At 68.1% G+C, this 18,478-nt stretch carries 20 protein-coding genes and 1 pseudogene; 8 read left to right on the top strand and 13 right to left on the bottom strand.

The features are described 5' to 3' along the window. Positions 1-137 precede the first annotated feature (137 nt). Positions 138-455: a hypothetical protein gene (locus tag SLQ33_RS26285; protein ID WP_319456825.1), complete on the bottom strand. Its 318-nt coding sequence runs from the start codon at positions 453-455 to the stop codon at positions 138-140. Positions 456-590: 135 nt separating this feature from the next. Here SLQ33_RS26285 and SLQ33_RS26280 point away from each other — a divergent pair. After that, positions 591-770: pseudogene (locus tag SLQ33_RS26280) on the top strand (DUF4442 domain-containing protein); the annotation flags it as partial. 21 nt (positions 771-791) lie between these two features. Here the strand turns inward: SLQ33_RS26280 and SLQ33_RS26275 are convergent. Continuing rightward, positions 792-1,193, bottom strand: coding sequence for a nuclear transport factor 2 family protein (locus SLQ33_RS26275; protein ID WP_319456824.1), 402 nt, complete (start codon positions 1,191-1,193; stop codon positions 792-794). 98 nt (positions 1,194-1,291) lie between these two features. Here SLQ33_RS26275 and SLQ33_RS26270 point away from each other — a divergent pair, with 98 nt between their 5' ends. Beyond that, positions 1,292-1,765 carry a hotdog fold domain-containing protein gene (locus tag SLQ33_RS26270; RefSeq protein WP_319456823.1) on the top strand — a complete coding sequence of 158 codons (474 nt, stop codon included), beginning with the start codon at positions 1,292-1,294 and terminating at the stop codon, positions 1,763-1,765. A 15-nt stretch (positions 1,766-1,780) separates the two neighbouring features. On the opposite strand, the gene SLQ33_RS26265 is transcribed toward SLQ33_RS26270, so the two are convergent. Together SLQ33_RS26265 and SLQ33_RS26260 are read right to left on the bottom strand one after the other, a co-directional pair. Further along, positions 1,781-2,134: a nuclear transport factor 2 family protein gene (locus SLQ33_RS26265; RefSeq protein ID WP_319456822.1), complete on the bottom strand. Its 354-nt coding sequence runs from the start codon at positions 2,132-2,134 to the stop codon at positions 1,781-1,783. A 5-nt stretch (positions 2,135-2,139) separates the two neighbouring features. Continuing rightward, the gene (locus SLQ33_RS26260; protein WP_319456821.1) at positions 2,140-3,753 is read right to left on the bottom strand and encodes a carboxylesterase/lipase family protein; all 1,614 of its coding nucleotides are present in this window, start codon (positions 3,751-3,753) and stop codon (positions 2,140-2,142) included. A gap of 112 nt (positions 3,754-3,865) precedes the next feature. Here SLQ33_RS26260 and SLQ33_RS26255 point away from each other — a divergent pair, with 112 nt between their 5' ends. Then, positions 3,866-5,119, top strand: a complete 1,254-nt coding sequence (locus SLQ33_RS26255; protein ID WP_319456820.1) for a cytochrome P450 — start codon at positions 3,866-3,868, stop codon at positions 5,117-5,119. On the opposite strand, the gene SLQ33_RS26250 is transcribed toward SLQ33_RS26255, so the two are convergent. Next, positions 5,085-5,747, bottom strand: coding sequence for a TetR/AcrR family transcriptional regulator (locus SLQ33_RS26250; RefSeq protein ID WP_319456819.1), 663 nt, complete (start codon positions 5,745-5,747; stop codon positions 5,085-5,087). The genes SLQ33_RS26255 and SLQ33_RS26250 overlap by 35 nt on opposite strands. A 94-nt stretch (positions 5,748-5,841) precedes the next feature. On the opposite strand from SLQ33_RS26250, the gene SLQ33_RS26245 reads away from it, so the two are divergent. Next, the gene (locus SLQ33_RS26245) at positions 5,842-7,440 is read left to right on the top strand and encodes an MFS transporter (protein WP_319456818.1); all 1,599 of its coding nucleotides are present in this window, start codon (positions 5,842-5,844) and stop codon (positions 7,438-7,440) included. 20 nt (positions 7,441-7,460) lie between these two features. Continuing rightward, positions 7,461-8,132, top strand: a complete 672-nt coding sequence (locus SLQ33_RS26240) for an aspartate/glutamate racemase family protein (protein ID WP_319456817.1) — start codon at positions 7,461-7,463, stop codon at positions 8,130-8,132. On the opposite strand, the gene mftG is transcribed toward SLQ33_RS26240, so the two are convergent. The 7 genes from mftG to mftA all read right to left on the bottom strand — a co-directional run bounded on the left by mftG (position 8,119) and on the right by mftA (position 14,647). Further along, complete coding sequence (gene mftG / locus SLQ33_RS26235; RefSeq protein WP_319456816.1) at positions 8,119-9,540, bottom strand: mycofactocin system GMC family oxidoreductase MftG; 1,422 nt, start codon at positions 9,538-9,540, stop codon at positions 8,119-8,121. The two genes, SLQ33_RS26240 and mftG, sit on opposite strands and share 14 nt — an antisense overlap. Positions 9,541-9,547: 7 nt before the next feature. Continuing rightward, positions 9,548-10,960, bottom strand: a complete 1,413-nt coding sequence (gene mftF, locus SLQ33_RS26230) for a mycofactocin biosynthesis glycosyltransferase MftF (RefSeq protein ID WP_319456815.1) — start codon at positions 10,958-10,960, stop codon at positions 9,548-9,550. A gap of 26 nt (positions 10,961-10,986) precedes the next feature. Then, positions 10,987-11,718 (bottom strand): mycofactocin biosynthesis peptidyl-dipeptidase MftE, encoded by a 732-nt coding sequence (mftE, locus tag SLQ33_RS26225; protein ID WP_319456814.1) that lies wholly within the window; start codon positions 11,716-11,718, stop codon positions 10,987-10,989. A 136-nt stretch (positions 11,719-11,854) separates the two neighbouring features. After that, positions 11,855-13,048 (bottom strand): pre-mycofactocin synthase MftD, encoded by a 1,194-nt coding sequence (mftD, locus tag SLQ33_RS26220; RefSeq protein WP_319456813.1) that lies wholly within the window; start codon positions 13,046-13,048, stop codon positions 11,855-11,857. Between the two features lie 2 nt (positions 13,049-13,050). Continuing rightward, the gene (mftC, locus tag SLQ33_RS26215; RefSeq protein WP_319456812.1) at positions 13,051-14,229 is read right to left on the bottom strand and encodes a mycofactocin radical SAM maturase; all 1,179 of its coding nucleotides are present in this window, start codon (positions 14,227-14,229) and stop codon (positions 13,051-13,053) included. Continuing rightward, positions 14,226-14,510, bottom strand: a complete 285-nt coding sequence (mftB, locus tag SLQ33_RS26210) for a mycofactocin biosynthesis chaperone MftB (RefSeq protein ID WP_319456811.1) — start codon at positions 14,508-14,510, stop codon at positions 14,226-14,228. The genes mftC and mftB overlap by 4 nt, the downstream gene beginning before the upstream one ends. 29 nt (positions 14,511-14,539) lie before the next feature. Continuing rightward, positions 14,540-14,647, bottom strand: coding sequence for a mycofactocin precursor MftA (mftA, locus tag SLQ33_RS26205; protein WP_319456810.1), 108 nt, complete (start codon positions 14,645-14,647; stop codon positions 14,540-14,542). Between the two features lie 90 nt (positions 14,648-14,737). Here mftA and mftR point away from each other — a divergent pair, with 90 nt between their 5' ends. From mftR to SLQ33_RS26190, 3 genes are read left to right on the top strand one after another with little or no spacing between them, the layout of a single operon-like run. Next, complete coding sequence (mftR, locus tag SLQ33_RS26200; RefSeq protein WP_319456809.1) at positions 14,738-15,340, top strand: mycofactocin system transcriptional regulator; 603 nt, start codon at positions 14,738-14,740, stop codon at positions 15,338-15,340. A gap of 48 nt (positions 15,341-15,388) precedes the next feature. Then, a complete protein-coding gene (locus SLQ33_RS26195) occupies positions 15,389-15,916 on the top strand; it encodes a sigma-70 family RNA polymerase sigma factor (protein WP_319456808.1) in 528 nt (175 codons plus the stop codon). Further along, the gene (locus tag SLQ33_RS26190; protein WP_319456807.1) at positions 15,913-17,208 is read left to right on the top strand and encodes a VOC family protein; all 1,296 of its coding nucleotides are present in this window, start codon (positions 15,913-15,915) and stop codon (positions 17,206-17,208) included. The genes SLQ33_RS26195 and SLQ33_RS26190 overlap by 4 nt, the downstream gene beginning before the upstream one ends. 61 nt (positions 17,209-17,269) lie before the next feature. Here SLQ33_RS26190 and SLQ33_RS26185 read toward each other — a convergent pair whose 3' ends face one another. Beyond that, a complete protein-coding gene (locus SLQ33_RS26185) occupies positions 17,270-18,451 on the bottom strand; it encodes an NAD(P)/FAD-dependent oxidoreductase (RefSeq protein ID WP_319456806.1) in 1,182 nt (393 codons plus the stop codon). Positions 18,452-18,478 lie beyond the last annotated feature (27 nt).

Raw genomic sequence — 18,478 nt, 5'->3', positions numbered from 1 at the left:
CCCCCCCGTCGGACCCCCCCCCCCCCCCGGGCGGGGGCCTCGTGCCGACCACGCGCCGGGGGTCGCGGCGGGGCGGGCGGGGCCGCCCCCCCCCCCCCCCGGGGGGGGGGGGGCCCGACTGTTGCGTGCGTCCAGCTTCAGCGCACTTGGGCCAGGACCGGCGGCTTGGAGCCGAGGTTCGGCCGGATGTTGCCGACGCCGCGCTTCGGCGCAGTCGTGATGACGATCGTTCCACCGCGGCAGGAGACGATCTTCCCGTCGACGAAGACATCCTGGCCATCGTCGATCGGGATGTCGTACCCGTCCGCGTCGGTGTAGGTGCATCCGCCGCCGCTGGGGCCAATCGGCTGGGCGTGGGCGGTCGCCGGGGCGATGACGACGACGGCCAGCGCGCCGAGCAGCGTCGCCGCGTACTGGAAGCGGGTCAGCTTGCGGGTGGTGGATGGGACCTTCATGTTGCTCTCCTTGACGTTGTCGCTGCCCTCGGTGGGCTGCGTTCGTCAGCTAGGAGCGACCGGGCGAACCGATCCGGACACTTTTTCTGCGGATCGATTTCGAACCCTGAACTTACTCACGAGTAAGATCGATCCGTGACGACTACTAGTTCCACCTACCGCGCGTGGCAGCGACTATCGAAGCGGCCCGGCGGAAGCCGGCTGTTCTCGGTCGCCGCGATGGCCCGGGTGCCGTACTTCGCCTCGGTGCTCCCTCACGTCAAGCGCATGGAGCCTGGCCTGGCCGAAGTCGACGTGCCGAAGTGGTTCTTCGTCAAGAGTGCCGAGGTCTTGCCACTAAGCGCCCTTGGCCCACGCCCACGCCCTGAGATGCCAGTCCGAGCCCACTTTGCCAAGTGCCACCGTGTACACCGACCCGGTCTGGGTGATCCGCTGACCGCGCAGATCGAATGTCATCGTCGCCGGAACGACCACGTAGGCGAAGTCATCGCCGACGTCGACGTGTCGTGGCTCGGCGAGTTCGATGTGGTAGCCCGACGCCCCCAAGTGCTCCCCCTCCGCAAGGACGTCGCGCCACCAGTCTTCAGCCGCAGTCGGTCCCTGCCACACATGAGGCGACATTCCATCGAGGATCTGCATCGGGTCAGCGCACGTCGCTCCCATCGCCGCCGGGTCGCCGTTGTTGAACGCTTCGACGTATCGCACCACTGCACCCAGCACGTCATCTCTGTCAGACATTTCGTGGCCCCCCTAGTTGCGCCGCCGAAGCGTAGCCCTCGTCGCGACGGCGGCGGGGCCAGATGCACATTCGCGAACAATGATGAGGTGACGACATCATGACGTCGACAACGCCTACCTACCGCGCGTGGCAACGGCTGGCCGGGCTGCCCGCGGGCAGCCGGTTGTTCTCGGTCGCCGCGATGGCCCGGGTGCCGTACTTCGCCTCGGTGCTCCCTCACGTCAGGCGCATGGAGCCGGGCCTGGCCGAAGTCGACGTGCCCAAGTGGCTCTTCGTGCACAACCACCTGCACACCGTGCACGCCATCGCGTCGTGCAACGCCGCCGAGATGGCGATGGGCATGCTCATGGAGGCCACCGTGCCGACCAGTCACCGATGGATTCCCAAGGCGATGAACGTTCAGTACCTACAGAAGGCCACGACGTCGCTACGTGCCACCGCGCGGATCGAACCCCCGGACTTCACTGCCATTACCGAGGGTGTCGACGTCGTCGTTCCGGTAAGCGTCACCGATCGCGACGGCGTCGAGGTCGTCCATGCCGACATCACCACATGGGTGACACCGAGCTAGTCGTCGCAGGCGCATCTAGTTCAGGTACGTCCCGTGGCCTTCGCGGACGAGGTCGCCGTCGAACGCCAGTACCTCGTTGACCAACTGGCTGCGGTGATTTCGATAGTTGATGACGAGCATCGACTCACCCTCGTAGACCGCGACGAGTTCGAAGTGCAGATTGGGCAGCACGCCTAGCGCGGTCACCCAGTAGTCGCGAAGCGCGGCCTTGCCCCGCACCACGCCCCCGGTCTCGGGCAGCAGCCGGGCCGCTACCGGTGAGGTGAAGACGACGTCGTCGTGGAAGTGCGCGAGCACCGCCTCCACGTCGTGGGCGTTCCACGCCTGCACCCACGCCTGAGCGAAGGCGTCCTTGTCGGGAGTCGGCATGTTCGTCACCTCTCGAGCTCTGCCCAGAACTTGCACTGATGGGCCTCTTCGAAGCCGGACTCCAGCCTGCTGCCGTCGGGCTGCAGGGACAACCGATTTTCCGCGCCAGGGTCGTGGCCCACCTCTGGCCACTCGGGCTGTCCGTCGACGTCCGGTGCACCCGTCGCCACGAACTCGCTCCAGTAGTCGATCATCTGGTTCGACAGCACCTGCTGGGCGGGGTCGAGCGGCGGAGCTCCTCCGACGTCGAACAGGTAGCGCAGTTCGAGCGAGTGGCTGGCGCCGACGGGAAACGGCAACGTACGCAAGGGGTCCGGCGTCGGCGGCGCGGGGTCGTTGAATTCGTAGGCGTAGACGGGGTTGGTGGCTGCGAGCTCGTCGCTCATGCGGTCGGCGATGCAGGCGAATACGCCGTCCGTCACGGCGGCCGAATACGCCAGCGCCGCGCTGCCGCCGTAACGCTCCAGCGGGTAGTGGGCGGCCACGGCGTCGGCGTCGGGCCCGAATGTATCCGACAGCAGGCCGGGATACGCCTCGGCGGGGAATCGCTTGCCCGACTGAAGGTATTGCAGCGCGACGAAGAGCGTGAACTCGTCGTGATTGCCACCGATCATCATCGGCACCTTCGCCGCACCGCCCGAGCCGAACGCGGTCATCGGGTCGACGGGTAGCACCGTGGTTCCGGTGACCGGTCCACTCAGCGTGTCCTCGCCGATGCGGGCGTACCACACCGGTTTTCGCAGCCTTTCCGCCGGCAGCGCGCGCAGGCACTGGGCGGCCGTGGCCGGATCGCCACACCCGACGTCGCGCGCATAGTCGGCGCTGATCCGCTCGGCGTCGGGTAGTGCGAGTTGCGCTTGGCACGGCGCACTCTGAATGATCGCCGCGCGGAACAGCCCCGCCGACCCGGGCGCGACGAGGTGGTCGCACACCGACATCCCGCCCGCCGACTCACCCGCGATCGTCACCTCGTCCGGATCGCCACCGAACGCGGCGATGTTGTCACGCACCCAACGCAGCGCCGCCTGCTGATCGGCCAGCCCATAGTTGCCGACGGCGCCCGCGGGTCCCAGCGCCGGATGTGCGAGAAAGCCAAGGGCGCCAAGGCGATAGTTCAGCGTCACGACGACGACGTCGCCTCGCCCGGCCAGCCAGCGCGCGTCGTAGATGCCACCGCTGCCGTTGACGAATGAGCCACCGTGGATCCAAACCATCACGGGCCGTGGCTCGTTCGACGGCGGTGGGGTCCACACGTTGAGCGTCAAGCAGTCCTCCGCAGTCTGCCTGCCGAGTTCCAGATCGCCGGAAAGGTCCTGCACACAACGCGACCCGAACTTGGTGGCGTCCCGCACCCCGAACCACGACGGCGGCGGGCTTGGCGGCTGCCACCGCAGCGGGCCGACGGGCGGCGCGGCGTAGGGAATCCCCGCGAACAGCCGGTGATCGCCGGTGACGAGTCCGCGCACCTGCCCCGTCGCTGTCTGCACCAGCGCGGGGTCGGCCGGCGGCGCGGGCTGCGGTGCCGCGCCGTCGCCGCGCGCACAGCCGAGCGTCATCGTCGCGACGGCGGCCAGCGCGAGCGCACTCCGGGCGAGTCGCCCAACCGACGTGGATCGCATGGACACCGAGCCTACTGACGACGGGATCCAGCAATCCGGCCATCGAAATAGCCCCACCCACCTAGACTGGAATTGACACCCGTCAAGTCGCATCCGCGAGTGAGGAGCCCGAATGAGCACGCCGACGAAGGATGACGCCGCCAACGTGCTGGCCGATCCCAAGGCATACGCCGACGACGCCCGGCTCCACGCTGCGCTGACCCATCTTCGGGCAAACAATCCCGTTGTATGGGTGGACAATCCGCCGTACCGGCCCTTTTGGGCGATCACCAAGCACGCCGACATCATGGCCATCGAGCGCGCCAACGAGCTCTTCATCAGCGAGCCACGACCGGTGCTGGCCTCCGCCGCGGCCGACGACTTGGCCAAGGAGCAACTCGCGGCAGGCCTTGGGCTGCGCACCCTCATCCACATGGACGATCCGCACCACCGCAAAGTGCGGCAGATCGGCGCCGACTGGTTCCGCCCGAAGGCGATGCGCGACCTGAAGGTACGCGTCGACGAGTTGGCCAAGCGCTACGTCGACAAGATGGCCGAGATCGGGCCCGAATGCGATTTCGTCACCGCGGTCGCGGTCGACTTCCCGTTGTACGTGATCATGTCGCTGCTCGGCCTGCCCGAGTCCGACTTCGGACGAATGCACAAGCTGACGCAGGAAATGTTCGGCGGCGACGACGACGAGTACAAGCGCGACGGCGGGTCACTCGAGGATCAGATGGCGGTGCTGTTCGACTTCTTCGAATACTTCACCAAGCTGACGGCGTCTCGGCGCGAGCACCCGACAGACGACCTCGCGTCGGCGATCGCCAACGGCCGCATCGACGGCGAACCGCTGTCGGACGTGGACACCGCGTCGTACTACGTCATCGTCGCCAGCGCCGGCCACGACACCACGAAGGATGCGATCTCGGGCGGGTTGCACGCACTGATCGAGAACCCCGGCGAGCTGGACAGGTTGCGCAACGACCCCGCGCTGATGGGCACCGCGGTCGAGGAGATGATCCGCTGGTCCACTCCCGTAAAGGAATTCATGCGCACCGCCACCGCCGACACCACCATCCGCGGCGTCGACATCGCCAAGGGCGACGCGGTGTACCTGGCCTACGTCTCGGGCAACCGCGACGAGGAGGTGTTCACCGACCCGTTCCGCTTCGACGTGGCCCGCGACCCAAACAAGCACGTGGCCTTCGGGTACGGCATCCACTTCTGCCTCGGCGCGGCGCTGGCCCGCATGGAGATCAACAGCCTCTTCACCGAACTGATCGGCCGGCTGGAGTCGATCGAGTTGGCCGGCAAGCCGGAGCTCAGCGCGACGACGTTCGTCGGTGGGCTCAAGCACCTTCCAATTCGCTACTCGCTGAGGTGATTACGGGCGGCTGCTTGGCGTGCGTGGCCAGGAAGCCGTCGACGGCGTCCTCGGCGATCTCGCGGTAGTCGAAGTTCGGCAACGTGCTGAGCTTGCCCAGCACGATCGGGCCGAGCAGCAGCGCCACCGCGCGGGTCCGGTCGAGCTCTCCGAGCGCGGCAATCGCGGCGGGACTGTCGAAGATCGCGTCGAAGGGGGCTGCGTACTGTTCGGCCACCCGCTCCCGCAGCGTCTGCACCTCGGTGCTCTCAGCCGTCCGCTTGTCCTTGCCCCAACGGATCTGCTCCAGGTCGCCGCCCAGCGCCAGCCACGACATCGCGGCGATGCTGATCGGCGTCTCGGCGATCAGGTCGGAGAACCCGTGCAGCGCCGCAAGCAAACGGTCGCGCAGCGAGCCCCGGTCGGGCGGGATCGGAGCCGGTGGGATCAGTGCGTGAAAGGCAGCCGCCAACAAATCATTTCCGCTCGGGAAGTGGCGGTAGAGCGTCGCGCGCGCGACGTTGGAGGCGCGGGTGACCGCGTCCACGGTGACGGCGCTGGGCCCGCCCGACCGCAACAACGTCGTCGCCGCGTCGAGCAATCGCGCGCGCGACCGGGCCGGCCGCGGATCGGTACGCACCGTCGCCATCGTTCGAATACCTCCACCCAGGGAAACAAGACTGTTAGTCTCGGTTGGAGACGACGAGTCTCGAAACCATCGTAACCGTCAATAGGAGTGCCGCGTGGTCGACACCCTCACCGAGCCGAACCAGGATATCGACCCTGGGCTCGCGGGCCTGCCCAATAGGCCACGCATCTGGCTGCTGACGGTGGTGTGTCTCGGCGTCCTGCTCGTCATCTCCTCGATGGTCGCGCTCAGCACCGCGCTGCCCGACATCGCACGGGTCACGTCGGCCACCCAGACCGAGCTCACCTGGATCGTCGACAGCTACACCCTGGTGCTGGCCTGCCTGCTGCTGCCCGCGGGCGCGCTCGGCGACCGCTACGGCAGACGCGGCGCGATGCTGTTCGGCCTCGCGGTGTTCGCGGTGGCGTCGGTGGCACCCGCGATCTGGTCGGATCCCATGCACATCATCGTCGCGCGCGGTGTGGCAGGCGGCGGGGCGGCGTTCGTCATGCCGGCGACCCTGTCACTGCTGACGGCCGCGTATCCGAAGGACCAGCGCAACAAGGCCGTTGGCATCTGGGCGGGCGTCGCCGGCGGTGGCGCCGTCGTCGGCATGCTCGGTTCGGGCGCCCTGCTGCACCTTTGGACGTGGCACTCGATCTTCTGGTGCTTCGCGGGAGCGGCGCTCGTGCTGTTCGTGCTCACACTGACGGTCGCGACGTCCAAGGATCCCGAGCACGCGCCGCTCGACTGGGTCGGCGCGGTGCTCATCGGCGGATCCGTTGCCGCGCTGGTCTTCGGCATCCTGGAAGCCCCCGCGCGCGGATGGACCGACCCGCTCGTACTCGGCTGCATCGGAGTCGGACTCGTGCTGGCCGTGGGGTTCGGCGCGCTCGAAATGCGGCTGCGTCATCCCCTGCTCGACGTCCGACTCTTCGCCGTGCCCGCGTTCACGACCGGAGCCGCGACGATCACCCTGTTCTTCCTCTCGATGTTCGGCTTCATGTTCCTGGTGATGCAGTACATGCAGCTGATCCTCGGCTACAGCGCCATCAAGACCGCGTTTGCGCTGAGCCCGCTCATCGGGCCGACGCTGGTCCTATCCGTGCTCTCCTTCTGGTACCTGCCGCGACTCGGTTTGCGCACCGTCGTGTTCACCGGGCTGATCCTCATCGCCGTCGGCCTCGTCTGCTTGTCCTGGATGGAAGTGGGGTCGTCCTACTGGGACACCGCGTGGCCGATGCTGGTCATGAGCACCGGCATCGGGTTCTGCACCGCTCCAACGACTTCAGCCATCATGAACACCGCGCCCGATGACAAGCAGGGCGTCGCCTCGGCGGTCAACGACACCACCCGAGAGATCGGGGCCGCGCTCGGCATCGCCCTGGCCGGCTCGATGCTCGCCGCCCAGTACGCCGATGCGTTGACGCCGAAGCTCGCCGCCTTCCCCGCCCCGGTCGGCGACGCGGCCACCAACTCACTAGGGCAGGCGCTCGAAGTCGCCGCGCGGCTCGGACCCCAGGGCGCTCAGCTCGCCGAGCTCAGCAAGGCCGCGTTCGTCGACGCCATGGCTTCGTCGCTGTTGGTGCTCGCCGCCTTGGTCACCGTCAGCGCCTTCGTGATCGGTACGTGGGCACCGGGCCGCGGCGACGAGCAGCTCCGCATCGTCCGCGCGCTGCGCACCGCGCGTTCGCCCGGCAGGCACCGAGCCTGACCTAGCCCTAGGCTGACAGCGTGCGCCTGCTGTTGGTCAACCCGAACACGACGGCCTCGATGACCCGGGACATCGAGGCCAATGCCAGGGCGGTGGCGAGCGTCGAGACGGTCGTCGAGGCGCTCAACCCCAGCGAGGGTCCCGCCAGCATCGAGAGCGACGACGACGAACACCGCTGTGTGCCTCACCTTCTCGCGGAGTTCGAGCGCGCCGCAGCGCGCGAGCACGACCGCCCGGACGCATACGTCATCGCCTGCTTCGGCGATCCCGGACTGGATGAAGCGCGCGCACTCGTCGACGTCCCGGTGCTCGGCATCGCGCAAGCCGCGATGCACGCCGCTGCGCTGTCCGCGGGTGGCTTCTCCGTCGTCACGTCCATGTCGGCCACGGTTCCGCGGGCCTGGGAACTGGCGAAGGCCTACACGCCTCACCAATGCCTCGGGGTGTACGCGTCCGACATCCCCGTGCTGACCATCGACTCCGACCCTTCCACCATCGGGCCGATTGGCGAGCTGTGCGAGCGGGCGCTGGCCGAGGACGGCAGTCGCGCGATCGTATTGGGTTGTGCCGCAATGGCCAAGTTCGCCGTACCGCTCACCCGGCGCCTCGGCGTGCCCGTGATCGACGGTGTCGTCGCGGCGACGCTGCTGGCCCAAGCTCTGGTGACGCTGAACGGCCTCAGCGCCCAATGAACTCGGCCGCGCGGTGGCCGATCATCACGATCGTCGCGTGCGGGCCGCGGCTGGTGATGCTCGGCATGATCGACCCGTCGACCACCCACAGGCCGTCGATCCCCCGCACCCGGCACTGCTCGTCGAGCACCGAACCGCCATCGTCGGCACCCATGGGGACGGTCCCGCATAAATGCTGGGATGTCGACCAGAACGATTCGCGCGCTTCATAACCCGTGCCCGCAAGGTCGTGTGCGAGCGCCGCACCGGCCTCAAGCGTTGCCACGTCGGAAGGCTCGCTGTCGTACCGATGCTCGATCGCCGGAGCCACGGCGGGGTCGGCCGACGCCAGCGTGACCCGGCCACGGCTGTGTGGACGCATCAGAGTGACGCCGAGGTGAGGTCGGTCGGCGGGGTCGTAGCCAGGGCGTCCGGTCATCGCGCCGAACCCGGTGGTGTAGGACCGCAGTTCCAGCCCGTCCGACGTGGTGAGCACGGCCTCGAGCGGGGGCCGGCCCGGCGCCGCGGGCCAGTCCACCGGGAGCACCCACTCCGGATGGTCGGCGCAGCGGGCGCCGACGGGCAGGTCCGCCCGCACGGGGATGCCAAACGATCGCAGCGCCGACGCCGGTCCAATGCCCGACAGCATGAGCAGATGTGCAGAGCCAATAGCACCGGCGGACAGCACGATTCGGTCGGCTCCGAGCAGCTCTGGACCGGATGGGCCGATGCACTCGACTCCGGACGCCTTGCCGTCCACGATCCGGAGGCCGACGACGCGCGTCTTCTCCAACACCGTCAGGTTCGGCCGGTTGACCGCGGGCCCAAGGAACGCGCCGCCCGGCCCCACCCGGGTGCCGCCGTCGATGTTCAGGGGTACGGCGCCCACACCGGGCAGCGCGCCGTCGGCGCCGTTCAGATCGTCGATCCAGGCGTACCCGAGATCGCGGGCCGCCTTGATGAAAGCCGCTGCGCCCTCTTCGAATTCGGTGACCCGGCGGATGATCATCGGTCCAGCCGACCCGTGCAGCGGACCGTCGAAGTCGACGTCGGTCTCGATGGCGAGGAAGTGCGGGAGCACGTCGGCCCACGCCCAGCCACGGAGGTTCCATGCGTCGAAGTCCGTAGGCAGCCCCCGGCAGAAGTACCCACCGTTGACGGCACCCGAGCCGCCGACCACCGCGCCCCCCATGATCACGGCATCGCGAAGAGGCGAGTCGGTGAGCGTCGTCCGATAGCGCCGGACCACCGAACTCGCCTCCCCGATGGGAAGTCGCAACCCGTCGCTGATCTGCGCCATCACCAGGGGATCCGACGGACCCGGCCCGGCCTCGACGAGGGTCACCCGACAGTTCGGATCAAGCGAAAGGCGTTCGGCGAGAACGCAACCGGCGCTGCCCGCGCCGACGATCAGCACGTCGTTCGACAATGTGGTGTCAGGTCCGGATCTGCGGCTTGAGCGCACCGAGGTGGCGTTCGCGCACGACGCCGGTCCACAGTCCGAGTCCGTAGGCGATGTCATCGAGGCGCTTCAGCAGCATGTACGCGAACAGGCCAACCCGCTTGGTGTCGTCGTCCGCGTTGCGGTCGCGGCTCACCCAGTCGACGACGCCGTCGACCACGGCGGCGACCAGCACCACCTGACGGCAGCGGCGGAAGAGCACGGCCGCGATGAGCGCAATGGGCCAGTAGTGCCTGCAGATCGCCGAGGCGAGCTGCAGCGCCGCCGCCCAGAGGCCGTGGGCGGCGACCGCGGCCACTTCCTTGGGTTCGGTGTCGACGGACTTCAGCGAGATGGCGATGCGGCGGCCGGTGACCGCCGCGGCCACCGTCGACGCGAAGTACCCGACGCCAGACCCCATCGCCAGCAGCACCCACACCAACAGAGTCCAGCCGGAGATCACCAGCGGGGCCGTCTTGCCGGGATGACGCACCGACAGCGGAGCCGCGGAAGAGCCATAGAATGCCTTGCGCACGAACCACTCTCGAAGTTGTGTGCGATGGTCGTGGGCGACGAGAGCGACCGGCTCGTAGCGCAGGCGTGCCCCCGCTTCGATGAACCTCCAGCACAGGTCGACGTCCTCGCCGGAGATCAGCGTCTCGTCGAACCCGCCGACGTCCTTCAGTACGCCGCGCCGGCAGATGATCGCGGCACTGGGTACGTAGGACACCGTGCCGTAGGGCACCACTGGCGCCTCGCGCTGGCCGAGGTCGAGCGACGATCGTATTGCTTCGTAGCGGGCCACCAGGCCGTCGGGCTCGCGCAGTCCGACGATCCGCGGTGCGACCAGCGCCACGGTCGGATCGCAGAAGTGCCCGAGCAGCGCTTCCAGCCAGCCGCGCCGGGGCACCACGTCGGAGTCAAGGAACGCCACGAAGTCGGACTCGCAGGCCGCCAGCCCGGTGTTGCGGGCAGCCGCTGGCCCCTTGCTGCGGGCGTGCCGGATCACCCGGATGTCGCAGTGCAGGCCCTCGAAGTCCGCTTCACGCACTGCCACCGAGGAACCGTCGTCCACGATGACTACGCGCATCCCGCGCAAGGAACGGACCAACCGTACCAGCCCAAAGGCGTTGTCCCGCACAGGAATGACGACGGTCACGTCGCGGTGCGAGGGTCCGCTCGCCGGACGTGGATGGGCCACCGTCGCGTCAAGCAACGTCCTGGCGAGCTGGGCGCTCTGCGCGTCGTGGACCTCGAGGCGGCCGCCGCTGAGCATCGTCTGCGCCGCGGGCGCGAGCCGGAGCAGTCGGGTGGGCGATCCGCCGAGCAGGGCCGAGCCCTCCCCGAGTACCTTCACGCGGCGGTCCACCTGGACGGCGAACCCGTCGGGCAGTCTCGGTCCCGTCACTGCCGCATCCCCCCGCACCGGTCCCGTCACTGCAACATCCCTGCGCGGTCCGGAGCCCACGCCGCGATGCGCCGCGCGCAGGTCTCGACCATCTCGGCGAAGATGCGGGCGCCCTCGGCGGCCGACGCGGTGGTGGGGTTGCCCAGTACTCCGCCCGGGCTGACCGCTGCCACCCCACCGCGCCGAAGTCGCGGCATGAGATCGGCCAACGGCTCGTCGTTTCCGGGCACGCATTCGTCGACCCAGACGTCGTGCGGCGAAATATGTAGCAATACAGAGGTTTCGGTATGCCCGGCATGAGCGTCGGCGCCTACGACGGTGCACGAGCACCACGCGACGTCCCGACCTTCCTCGCGTAGCAAAGTCGTCGCGCCAGCAACTGCTTCGACGTTGCCACCGTGTCCGTTCACGAACACCAGCTTCGACGCCCAGTTGCAGGCCGAGCGGCCGAACTCGACGAGCAGGAGCTGCAGCGCAGCGCTACCGATCGACACCGTACCGGGGAAGCCCTCGTGCTCACCGCTGGCACCGTAGCCGATGGGCGGTGCCAACAGCCAGTCGCCAGTGACACGCTCAGCAACGCCGCTGGCAACGGCAACCGCGATGCGGGTGTCGGTGTCCAGCGGCAGGTGCGGTCCGTGTTGCTCGGTCGAGCCGAGCGGGATAATCAACGCGGGCGACAAGTGGCGCAGCTGCCTCGTCGTCGAGTTCCCAAGCGCACTGGGGAAAGCCACCCGCCGATGGTAGGCCGAATTCACCTGGCGTGCGCCGGTTGTTGGCGTATGCGCAGCAATTGATTTCCGCACTTTCCCCGCCTGACGTCAGCGCGTCATCACGCCAGTCTCGTCAGCCACGTCTGTCCCACCCTGCTGGGGACGTCGTGACTGCCGCCGATCAGGAGTCCTGGCCCGTGGGGACGCCGAGCGCCCGCACGAAGTCCGCAGGCACCAACACGTCGCCAGCAACGAGGTCGTGGACGGATGCCTTGCCGAGTCCGCGGAGCGCAGAGTCGATGCCCCCACTCAAGATGTCGAGTACGTTCTCCACGCCGGCCTGCCCCTCGGCGGCGAGCCCCCACAAGTAGGCCCGACCGATCATGACGGCACGGGCGCCGAGTGCGAGCGCCTTGACCACATCGCTGCCTCGGCGGATACCACCGTCGAGCAACACCTCCACCTGATCGCCGACCGCCTCGGCGATCGCCGGCAGGCAGCGGATCGCCGCCGGGGTACCGTCCAGGTTGTTGCCGCCGTGATTGGACACCGTGATTGCTGAAACACCCGCATCCACAGCACGTTTGGCGTCATCGACGCGGACCATGCCCTTGAGTAGGAACGGCCCGCCCCACTGCTCGCGCAGCCAGGCGATGTCCTCCCACGTGGGCGGCGGGGTGCCCATCCACTGGCCATAGGCCTCGAAGAACGTCGGGCCTGGCTCGCCGCGCCGGCCCTGATTTGGAACCCGTAGGTCCGGCGGACGCAAATGCTTGCCGAAGCTCCACAGCCATCGGGGTTTCGTTAGCACCTCCGGCGACATCCGCAGCATCGTCTTGAGGTCCATCCGCTCGGGGATCGTGGGGCTACCCCAGTCGCGGCCGTGGCTGAAACTCCAGTCGGTGGTCGCGATCAGGCCGACCGCACCCGCATCCTTGGCGCGCTGCACCCGCTCGGCGATTTCGTCGCGGCTGCCCAGCCAGTAGATCTGGAAGAAGACCTTGTCGTTGACGGCGGTGACTTCCTCCATGGGCTTGCTGGCGAATGAGGACAGCCCCATCGCGGTGCCCCTGGCGGCCGCGGCCCGGGCCACCGCCACTTCACCGTCCGGGTGAACCGCCTGGACCCCGGTTGGCGAGATGATGACGGGCAGCGAAATGTCCTGTCCCATCACCGTTGTCGCCAGTTCGCGTTTCTCCGTGGCGCCGATGACGTGCGGGGCGAAACCTAGCTCCGCAAAGGCCTCGACATTGTCGGAGACCGACACGCCCTTCTCACTGGCGGAGATCAGCGACGAGTAAGCGGACTTGGGCAGACGCTTCTTCGCTCGCTGTTGAGCGATGGCGACGGTTTCGAACCATTTGTCGCGGGCCATGGTCAGACAGGACTTTCGTTGCAGAATTTCTTGGGCGGAGCCAGCAGTGTGAGGGGAACCGGGGCCTTGCGCCCGCCGCTGCGGGAGTGGTCGACGCTGGACTTGGGCTTGTCGCGCTCGGCTGCCAGCGCGGGCTCGCCGTAGCCCTGGACGCACTCCGGGTCGGGCCCGTCGAGCGGCAGGCCGGTGAAGAACTTGGCCGCCATGCAGCCGCCACGGCAGCCGTCGTAGTGATTGCAGCTGGCACACGCGCCCGCCGACTGCGGCTCGCGCAGCTCACGGAATAGCGGTGCGTGCTTCCACACCGTGTCGAAACCGCCGTCGCGCAAGATGTTTCCGGCCAGGAACTTGTCGTGGATGGCGAACGGGCAGGCGTAGACGTCACCGACGGGGTCGATGAGGCACACCACGCGACCGGCGCCGCACAGGTTCAGGCCCGCCAGCGCGCCCGGCTCGCCCAGCCCGGACAGGTGGAAGAACGAATCGCCGGTGAGCACGCGCTCGCCGTGGGCGACCAGCCAGTCGTACAGCTGGACCTGCTGCGCCGAGGTCGGGTGCAGCTCGTCCCAGACGTCGGCGCCGCGGCCGGACGGCCGCAGCCGCGTGATGCGCAGTGTGGCCCCGTACTTGTCGGCGAGCGCCTTGAAATCGTCGAGTTGGTCGACGTTGTGGCGCGTCACGACGACGGAGATCTTGGCGTCCTTGAAGCCCGCCGCGGCGAGGTTCTCCAAGGCACGGATCGCCATCGCGAACGAGCCGGGTCCGCGGACTTCGTCGTTCACTTCGGCGGTCGCGCCGTCCAACGAGATCTGGACGTCGACGTAGTCGCTGGCGGCCAGCTTCGCTGCCACCTCCGGCGTGATGCGCACGCCGTTGGTCGAGAACTTGACGCCGACGTGATGCGCCGTGGCGTAGTCGACGAGCTCCCAGAAGTCCGGGCGCACAGTCGGTTCGCCACCGCCGATGTTCACGTAGAACACCTGCATGCGCTCTAGCTCGTCGATGATGTCCATGCATTGGCGCGTCGAGAGCTCACGCGGGTCGCGCTTGCCCGACGAGGACAGGCAGTGCACGCAGGACAGGTTGCACGCGTACGTCAGCTCCCACGTCAGGCAGATGGGGGCGTCGAGCCCGCGCTCGAACTGGTCGATCAGCCTCGGGACCGGCTGCATGGTCGTCATGCGGACTCCTCGGGAACCAACATCTTGGACGTGACGAGCACGCTCAGCGCGTGCAGATAAGGCGCCTGCCGGTCGTCCTCGATTCCGGCCGCACGCAGCGCAGAACGAGCATCGGGGTGGTCACCCAGCGAGTTGACCACCTCGACGATCGTCGTGTTCTTCAGGAACGAGAGTTTGCGGGTGCCAAAGTGATACAGCAGCGCACCGAACGACTCGGGCCGCACCGCCACCTGGGGGTGCAGCCTCCAGCCGCGATCGGGATCGAATGCTGCAGTCTCCATCAGGGCACCCTCGACGGGCGCCGTCACCGTCAGTAGACCCCGCACATGCCGTCGATCGAGACCTCTTCGACGAGGGTCTCGGTGACGAGCTCTTCTTGGGCCTCACCTTGCGTGACGGCCTGCTGATCCTGCTCCATGTGGTCCACCTTTCGGGTCGTGGGTCTGTACAAATGTGACCGAGGTCGCAAGAATATGGCATCGAGTGCCGAAATGGAAGGGCGGATGTGATGGCAGCCGAGTCGGCCCGCGTGGGACGGCGCCGCTCCACGACACAGGACCACATCACCGACGTCGCCCTGGACCTGTTTGCCAGTCGCGGCTTCGACGACGTCAGCGTCGACGACGTCGCACGTGCGGCGGGCATCGCAAGGCGCACGCTGTTCCGGTACTACTCGTCGAAGAACGCCATCCCGTGGGGCGACTTCGATGCCCACCTCGAGCTGATGCGCGACCTGCTCGACGAGGTGCCCCCCGACGTACCCGTCAGCACTGCACTACGGTCGGTATTGTTGGCGTTCAACAGCTTCGGCGAAGCAGAGACGGCGCGTCACCGCCAACGCATGCGCGTGATCCTCGAGGCGGCGGCGTTGCAGGCGCACTCCATGACGATGTACGCGGGCTGGCGTGCCGTCGTCGCCGCATTCGTGGCCCGCAGGCTCGGGGTCAATCCGACCGACCTGGTGCCCCAGACGACCGCCTGGACCATGCTCGGCGTCGCGCTCTCGGCGTACGAGCACTGGCTGGCCGACGAGTCGGTGTCGCTGGCGCAGTCGCTCGGCGACGCGTACGACACGGTCAGCACGGGCCTGGCCGAGCTCGACCGAAGATAATTGCCAATCGGGCGTCGGAGTTTGGCCCTCAATGGCGACGATAGGGGTGTGACCGCCACCTCGGACAGCCAAGATGCGCCCCGCGCGCTGCTGGCGTTGTACGACGACGCGGTGCCATCGGTGTACGGGTACTTCGTGCGCAGGTGTCCCGACCGGGCCACCGCCGAGGACCTGACCTCGGAAACCTTCCTCGCGGCAATGGATGCCGCGCGCAAGGACTCCCCGCCACCGATGACCATGCCCTGGCTGATCGGGGTGGCGCGCCACAAACTGGCCGATCACTACCGACGGCGCCACGACCGATTCACGATTCCGGTGGCCGAACTGCCCGAGCCCGTCCAGCCGGCCGACGACTGGGACGCCGAGCTCGACCGCATCGTCGCCGAGAGCGTGCTGGCCAGATTGCCCGAACAGCACCGCACGGTGCTGGTGCTGCGCTACCTGGACGACTGCTCGGTGGGTGAGTGCGCCGAGTTGATCGGCCGGACGGTGCACGCCACCGAAGCACTTTTGGTGCGTGCTCGGCGCGCATTCAAGAAGGAGTACCCGGAACCGGAAGGGAGAAGCGCGTCATGACACCACTGAACAGCCACGACCCGCTGACCGTGCTGCACGGCGTCGACCTACCGGTTGCTCCGGATCCCGACTTCGTGGCGCGGCTGCGCTCGCGGCTGGAATCTGCACTCGCACTGCCCAATCGAACCGAGGGAGTTGTCATGACTGGTACCGATACCGCCATCGCCGAACTGAACGAGGCGACCGAATCCGCCGTCGCGGCGGCGCCTCCCCGCGGCGCGGCCATCCCCTATCTCGCGGTGACCTCAGCCCGCGACGCCATCGCCTGGTACGTCGACGCACTCGGCGCAGTGGTGGTGGGCGAACCGATCGTGATGGACGACGGTCGCATCGGACACGCCGAACTGGCGCTTGCTGGCGGGGTGCTCTACCTCGCCGACGAGTTCCCCGAGATCGGTCTGAAAGCGCCTGTCCCACACGCTGTCTCGGTGAGCCTCATGCTTAACGTCGCCGACACCGACACTGCGCTGGAACGAGCCAGGAGCGCCGGCGCCCACGTCCAGACCGAGGCGTATGAGAACTACGGTTCGCGCAGCGCCGCCATCGTCGACCCCTTCGGTCACCGCTGGATGCTGAGCGGTCCGGTGACCGGCGCGGCCACTCCGATCCAGCACGGCGACGTGGGCTATGTGTCGGTGTGGACGCCCGACGCCGACCGCGCCGCCGCCTTCTACGGCCACGTGCTCGGGTGGATCTACGACCCCGCCAGCCACCAGGTCACCAACACCAGCCAGCGCATCGGGCTGTTCTCGGTGCCAGGCCCGCCGACGCTGTTCTGCTGCTACGCCGTCACCGACCTGCCGGGTACCCGGCAGTCGATCCTCGATGGTGGCGGCCAGATCGACGACGCCCAGCAGTTCGACTTCGGTGCCTTCCTCGGCGCGACGGATCCGGCGGGGGTGGCGTTCACGGTGTACCAGCCGGAGCCCGGCGAGCCGCGCCCAGAGCTCAACGGCGCTGGGCCCGGTGAACTTTCGTACATCACCTACGAGGTCGCCGACTCCGCCGCATTCAAGGCCTTCTACAGCCGGATGCTGTTCTGGACGTACGAGCCGGGCCGGATCGACGATGGCTGGCAAATTGCCGCAACGCACCCGATGGCCGGTGTCGCAGGCGGCAGCACCCAGCACCTGACGGTGCCGATGTGGACGGTCTCCGACATCGTGGCGGCGGTGGACCGCGTGCGCGAGGCGGGCGGCGCCGTCATCGACGAGCCGTCGCAGCAGTCCTACGGACGCTCGGCACAGTGCACCGACGACCAGGGAAGCCGCTTCTACCTCGGCGAGCTCTAGCCCCCCTTGCGATTTCGGCGCGCTTTTCGCCCTTCAGCGGGTGAAAACCGCGCCGAAATCGCTAGGGAGCGGGGAGCACGTCGGCGATGGGGGCGCCGTTCGCGATCTTGGTGCGCGCCTTCATCACCTTGCCCGGCATGCCACCGCCGACGACACCGACGACGACGCCGTCGCGCTCGTAGTAGGCCAGGAACTTGCGGCCGTCGTCCTCGACGACGTGCACGACGTCGTTGGCCTCGGGCTCACCGAGGCACTGGATCTTGACGTCGTACTGATCGCTCCAGAAGTACGGAACCACGACGGCCGACGGCACGTCGGCGCCTAGCATCGCGGGCACGATGACCCGGGCCTGCTCGGCAACGTTGCTCCAATGCTCAACGCGCACTTGGTGTCCCGCGACGTCCTGCCAGGACGCCACGTCGCCGATAGCCCATACATTCGGCGCGGACGTACGGCCCGCCGCGTCGCACACCACGCCGTTGTCGACCTCGACGCCGCTGCCGTCCAGCCAGCCGGTCGACGGCCGTGAGCCGATGCCGACCACCACCAGGTCGGCGTCCAACTCGGTCCCGTCGGACAGCGTCACCTTCTCGACGTGCTCGGTACCCGTCACGCCGGACACGCCAACGCCGCAGCGCACGTCGACACCCTCGGCGCTGTGCAGCCTGGCCACCAGCGCGCCGATCTGCTCACCGAGCACCGACGCCAGGGGCGTGGGCTGGGGCTCGACCAACGTCACGGCGACGCCGAGCTTGCGCAGGCTGGCGGCGACCTCGCAACCGATGAAGCCCGCGCCGATGACGACGGCGTGCGAGGCCTCGCCCGCGTGCTGCCGCATGGCCAGACTCTCGTCGAAGGTGCGCAACATGCGGATGCCCTCGAGGTCCGGCAGCGACGGAATGCGCTTGGGCACCAGGCCCGTCGCGATCACTAGCTCGTCGTAACCGATCACCTCGCCGTCGGCCAGCGTCACGGTCTGCGCGGCGGTGTCCAACCCCGTCGCCCCTGCGCCCAGCCGCAGGGTGATGTCGTTCTCTTCGTAGAATTCGGCGGGCTTGAGGAAGACGTCGTCGGTCTCGTCACGCAGCACTTCCTTGGACAGCGGTGGCCGGTCGTACGGCAGGTGGTCCTCGTCGCTGATGATCGTGATCGCGCCTGCGTACTCGGCGCGACGCAGCTGCTCCGCGGTACGCGCGGCCGCCAATCCGCCGCCGACGATGACGATGCCCCCACTAGTAGTCACGTCGGCTTTCTTACACGATGGCCCCGG

The sequence above is a fragment of the Mycobacterium sp. RTGN6 genome (assembly GCF_033804605.1).
Taxonomy (GTDB): domain Bacteria; phylum Actinomycetota; class Actinomycetes; order Mycobacteriales; family Mycobacteriaceae; genus Mycobacterium.
The sequence above is the reverse complement of the archived record's forward strand: the minus strand, read 5'-3'. Positions and strand labels throughout refer to the sequence as shown.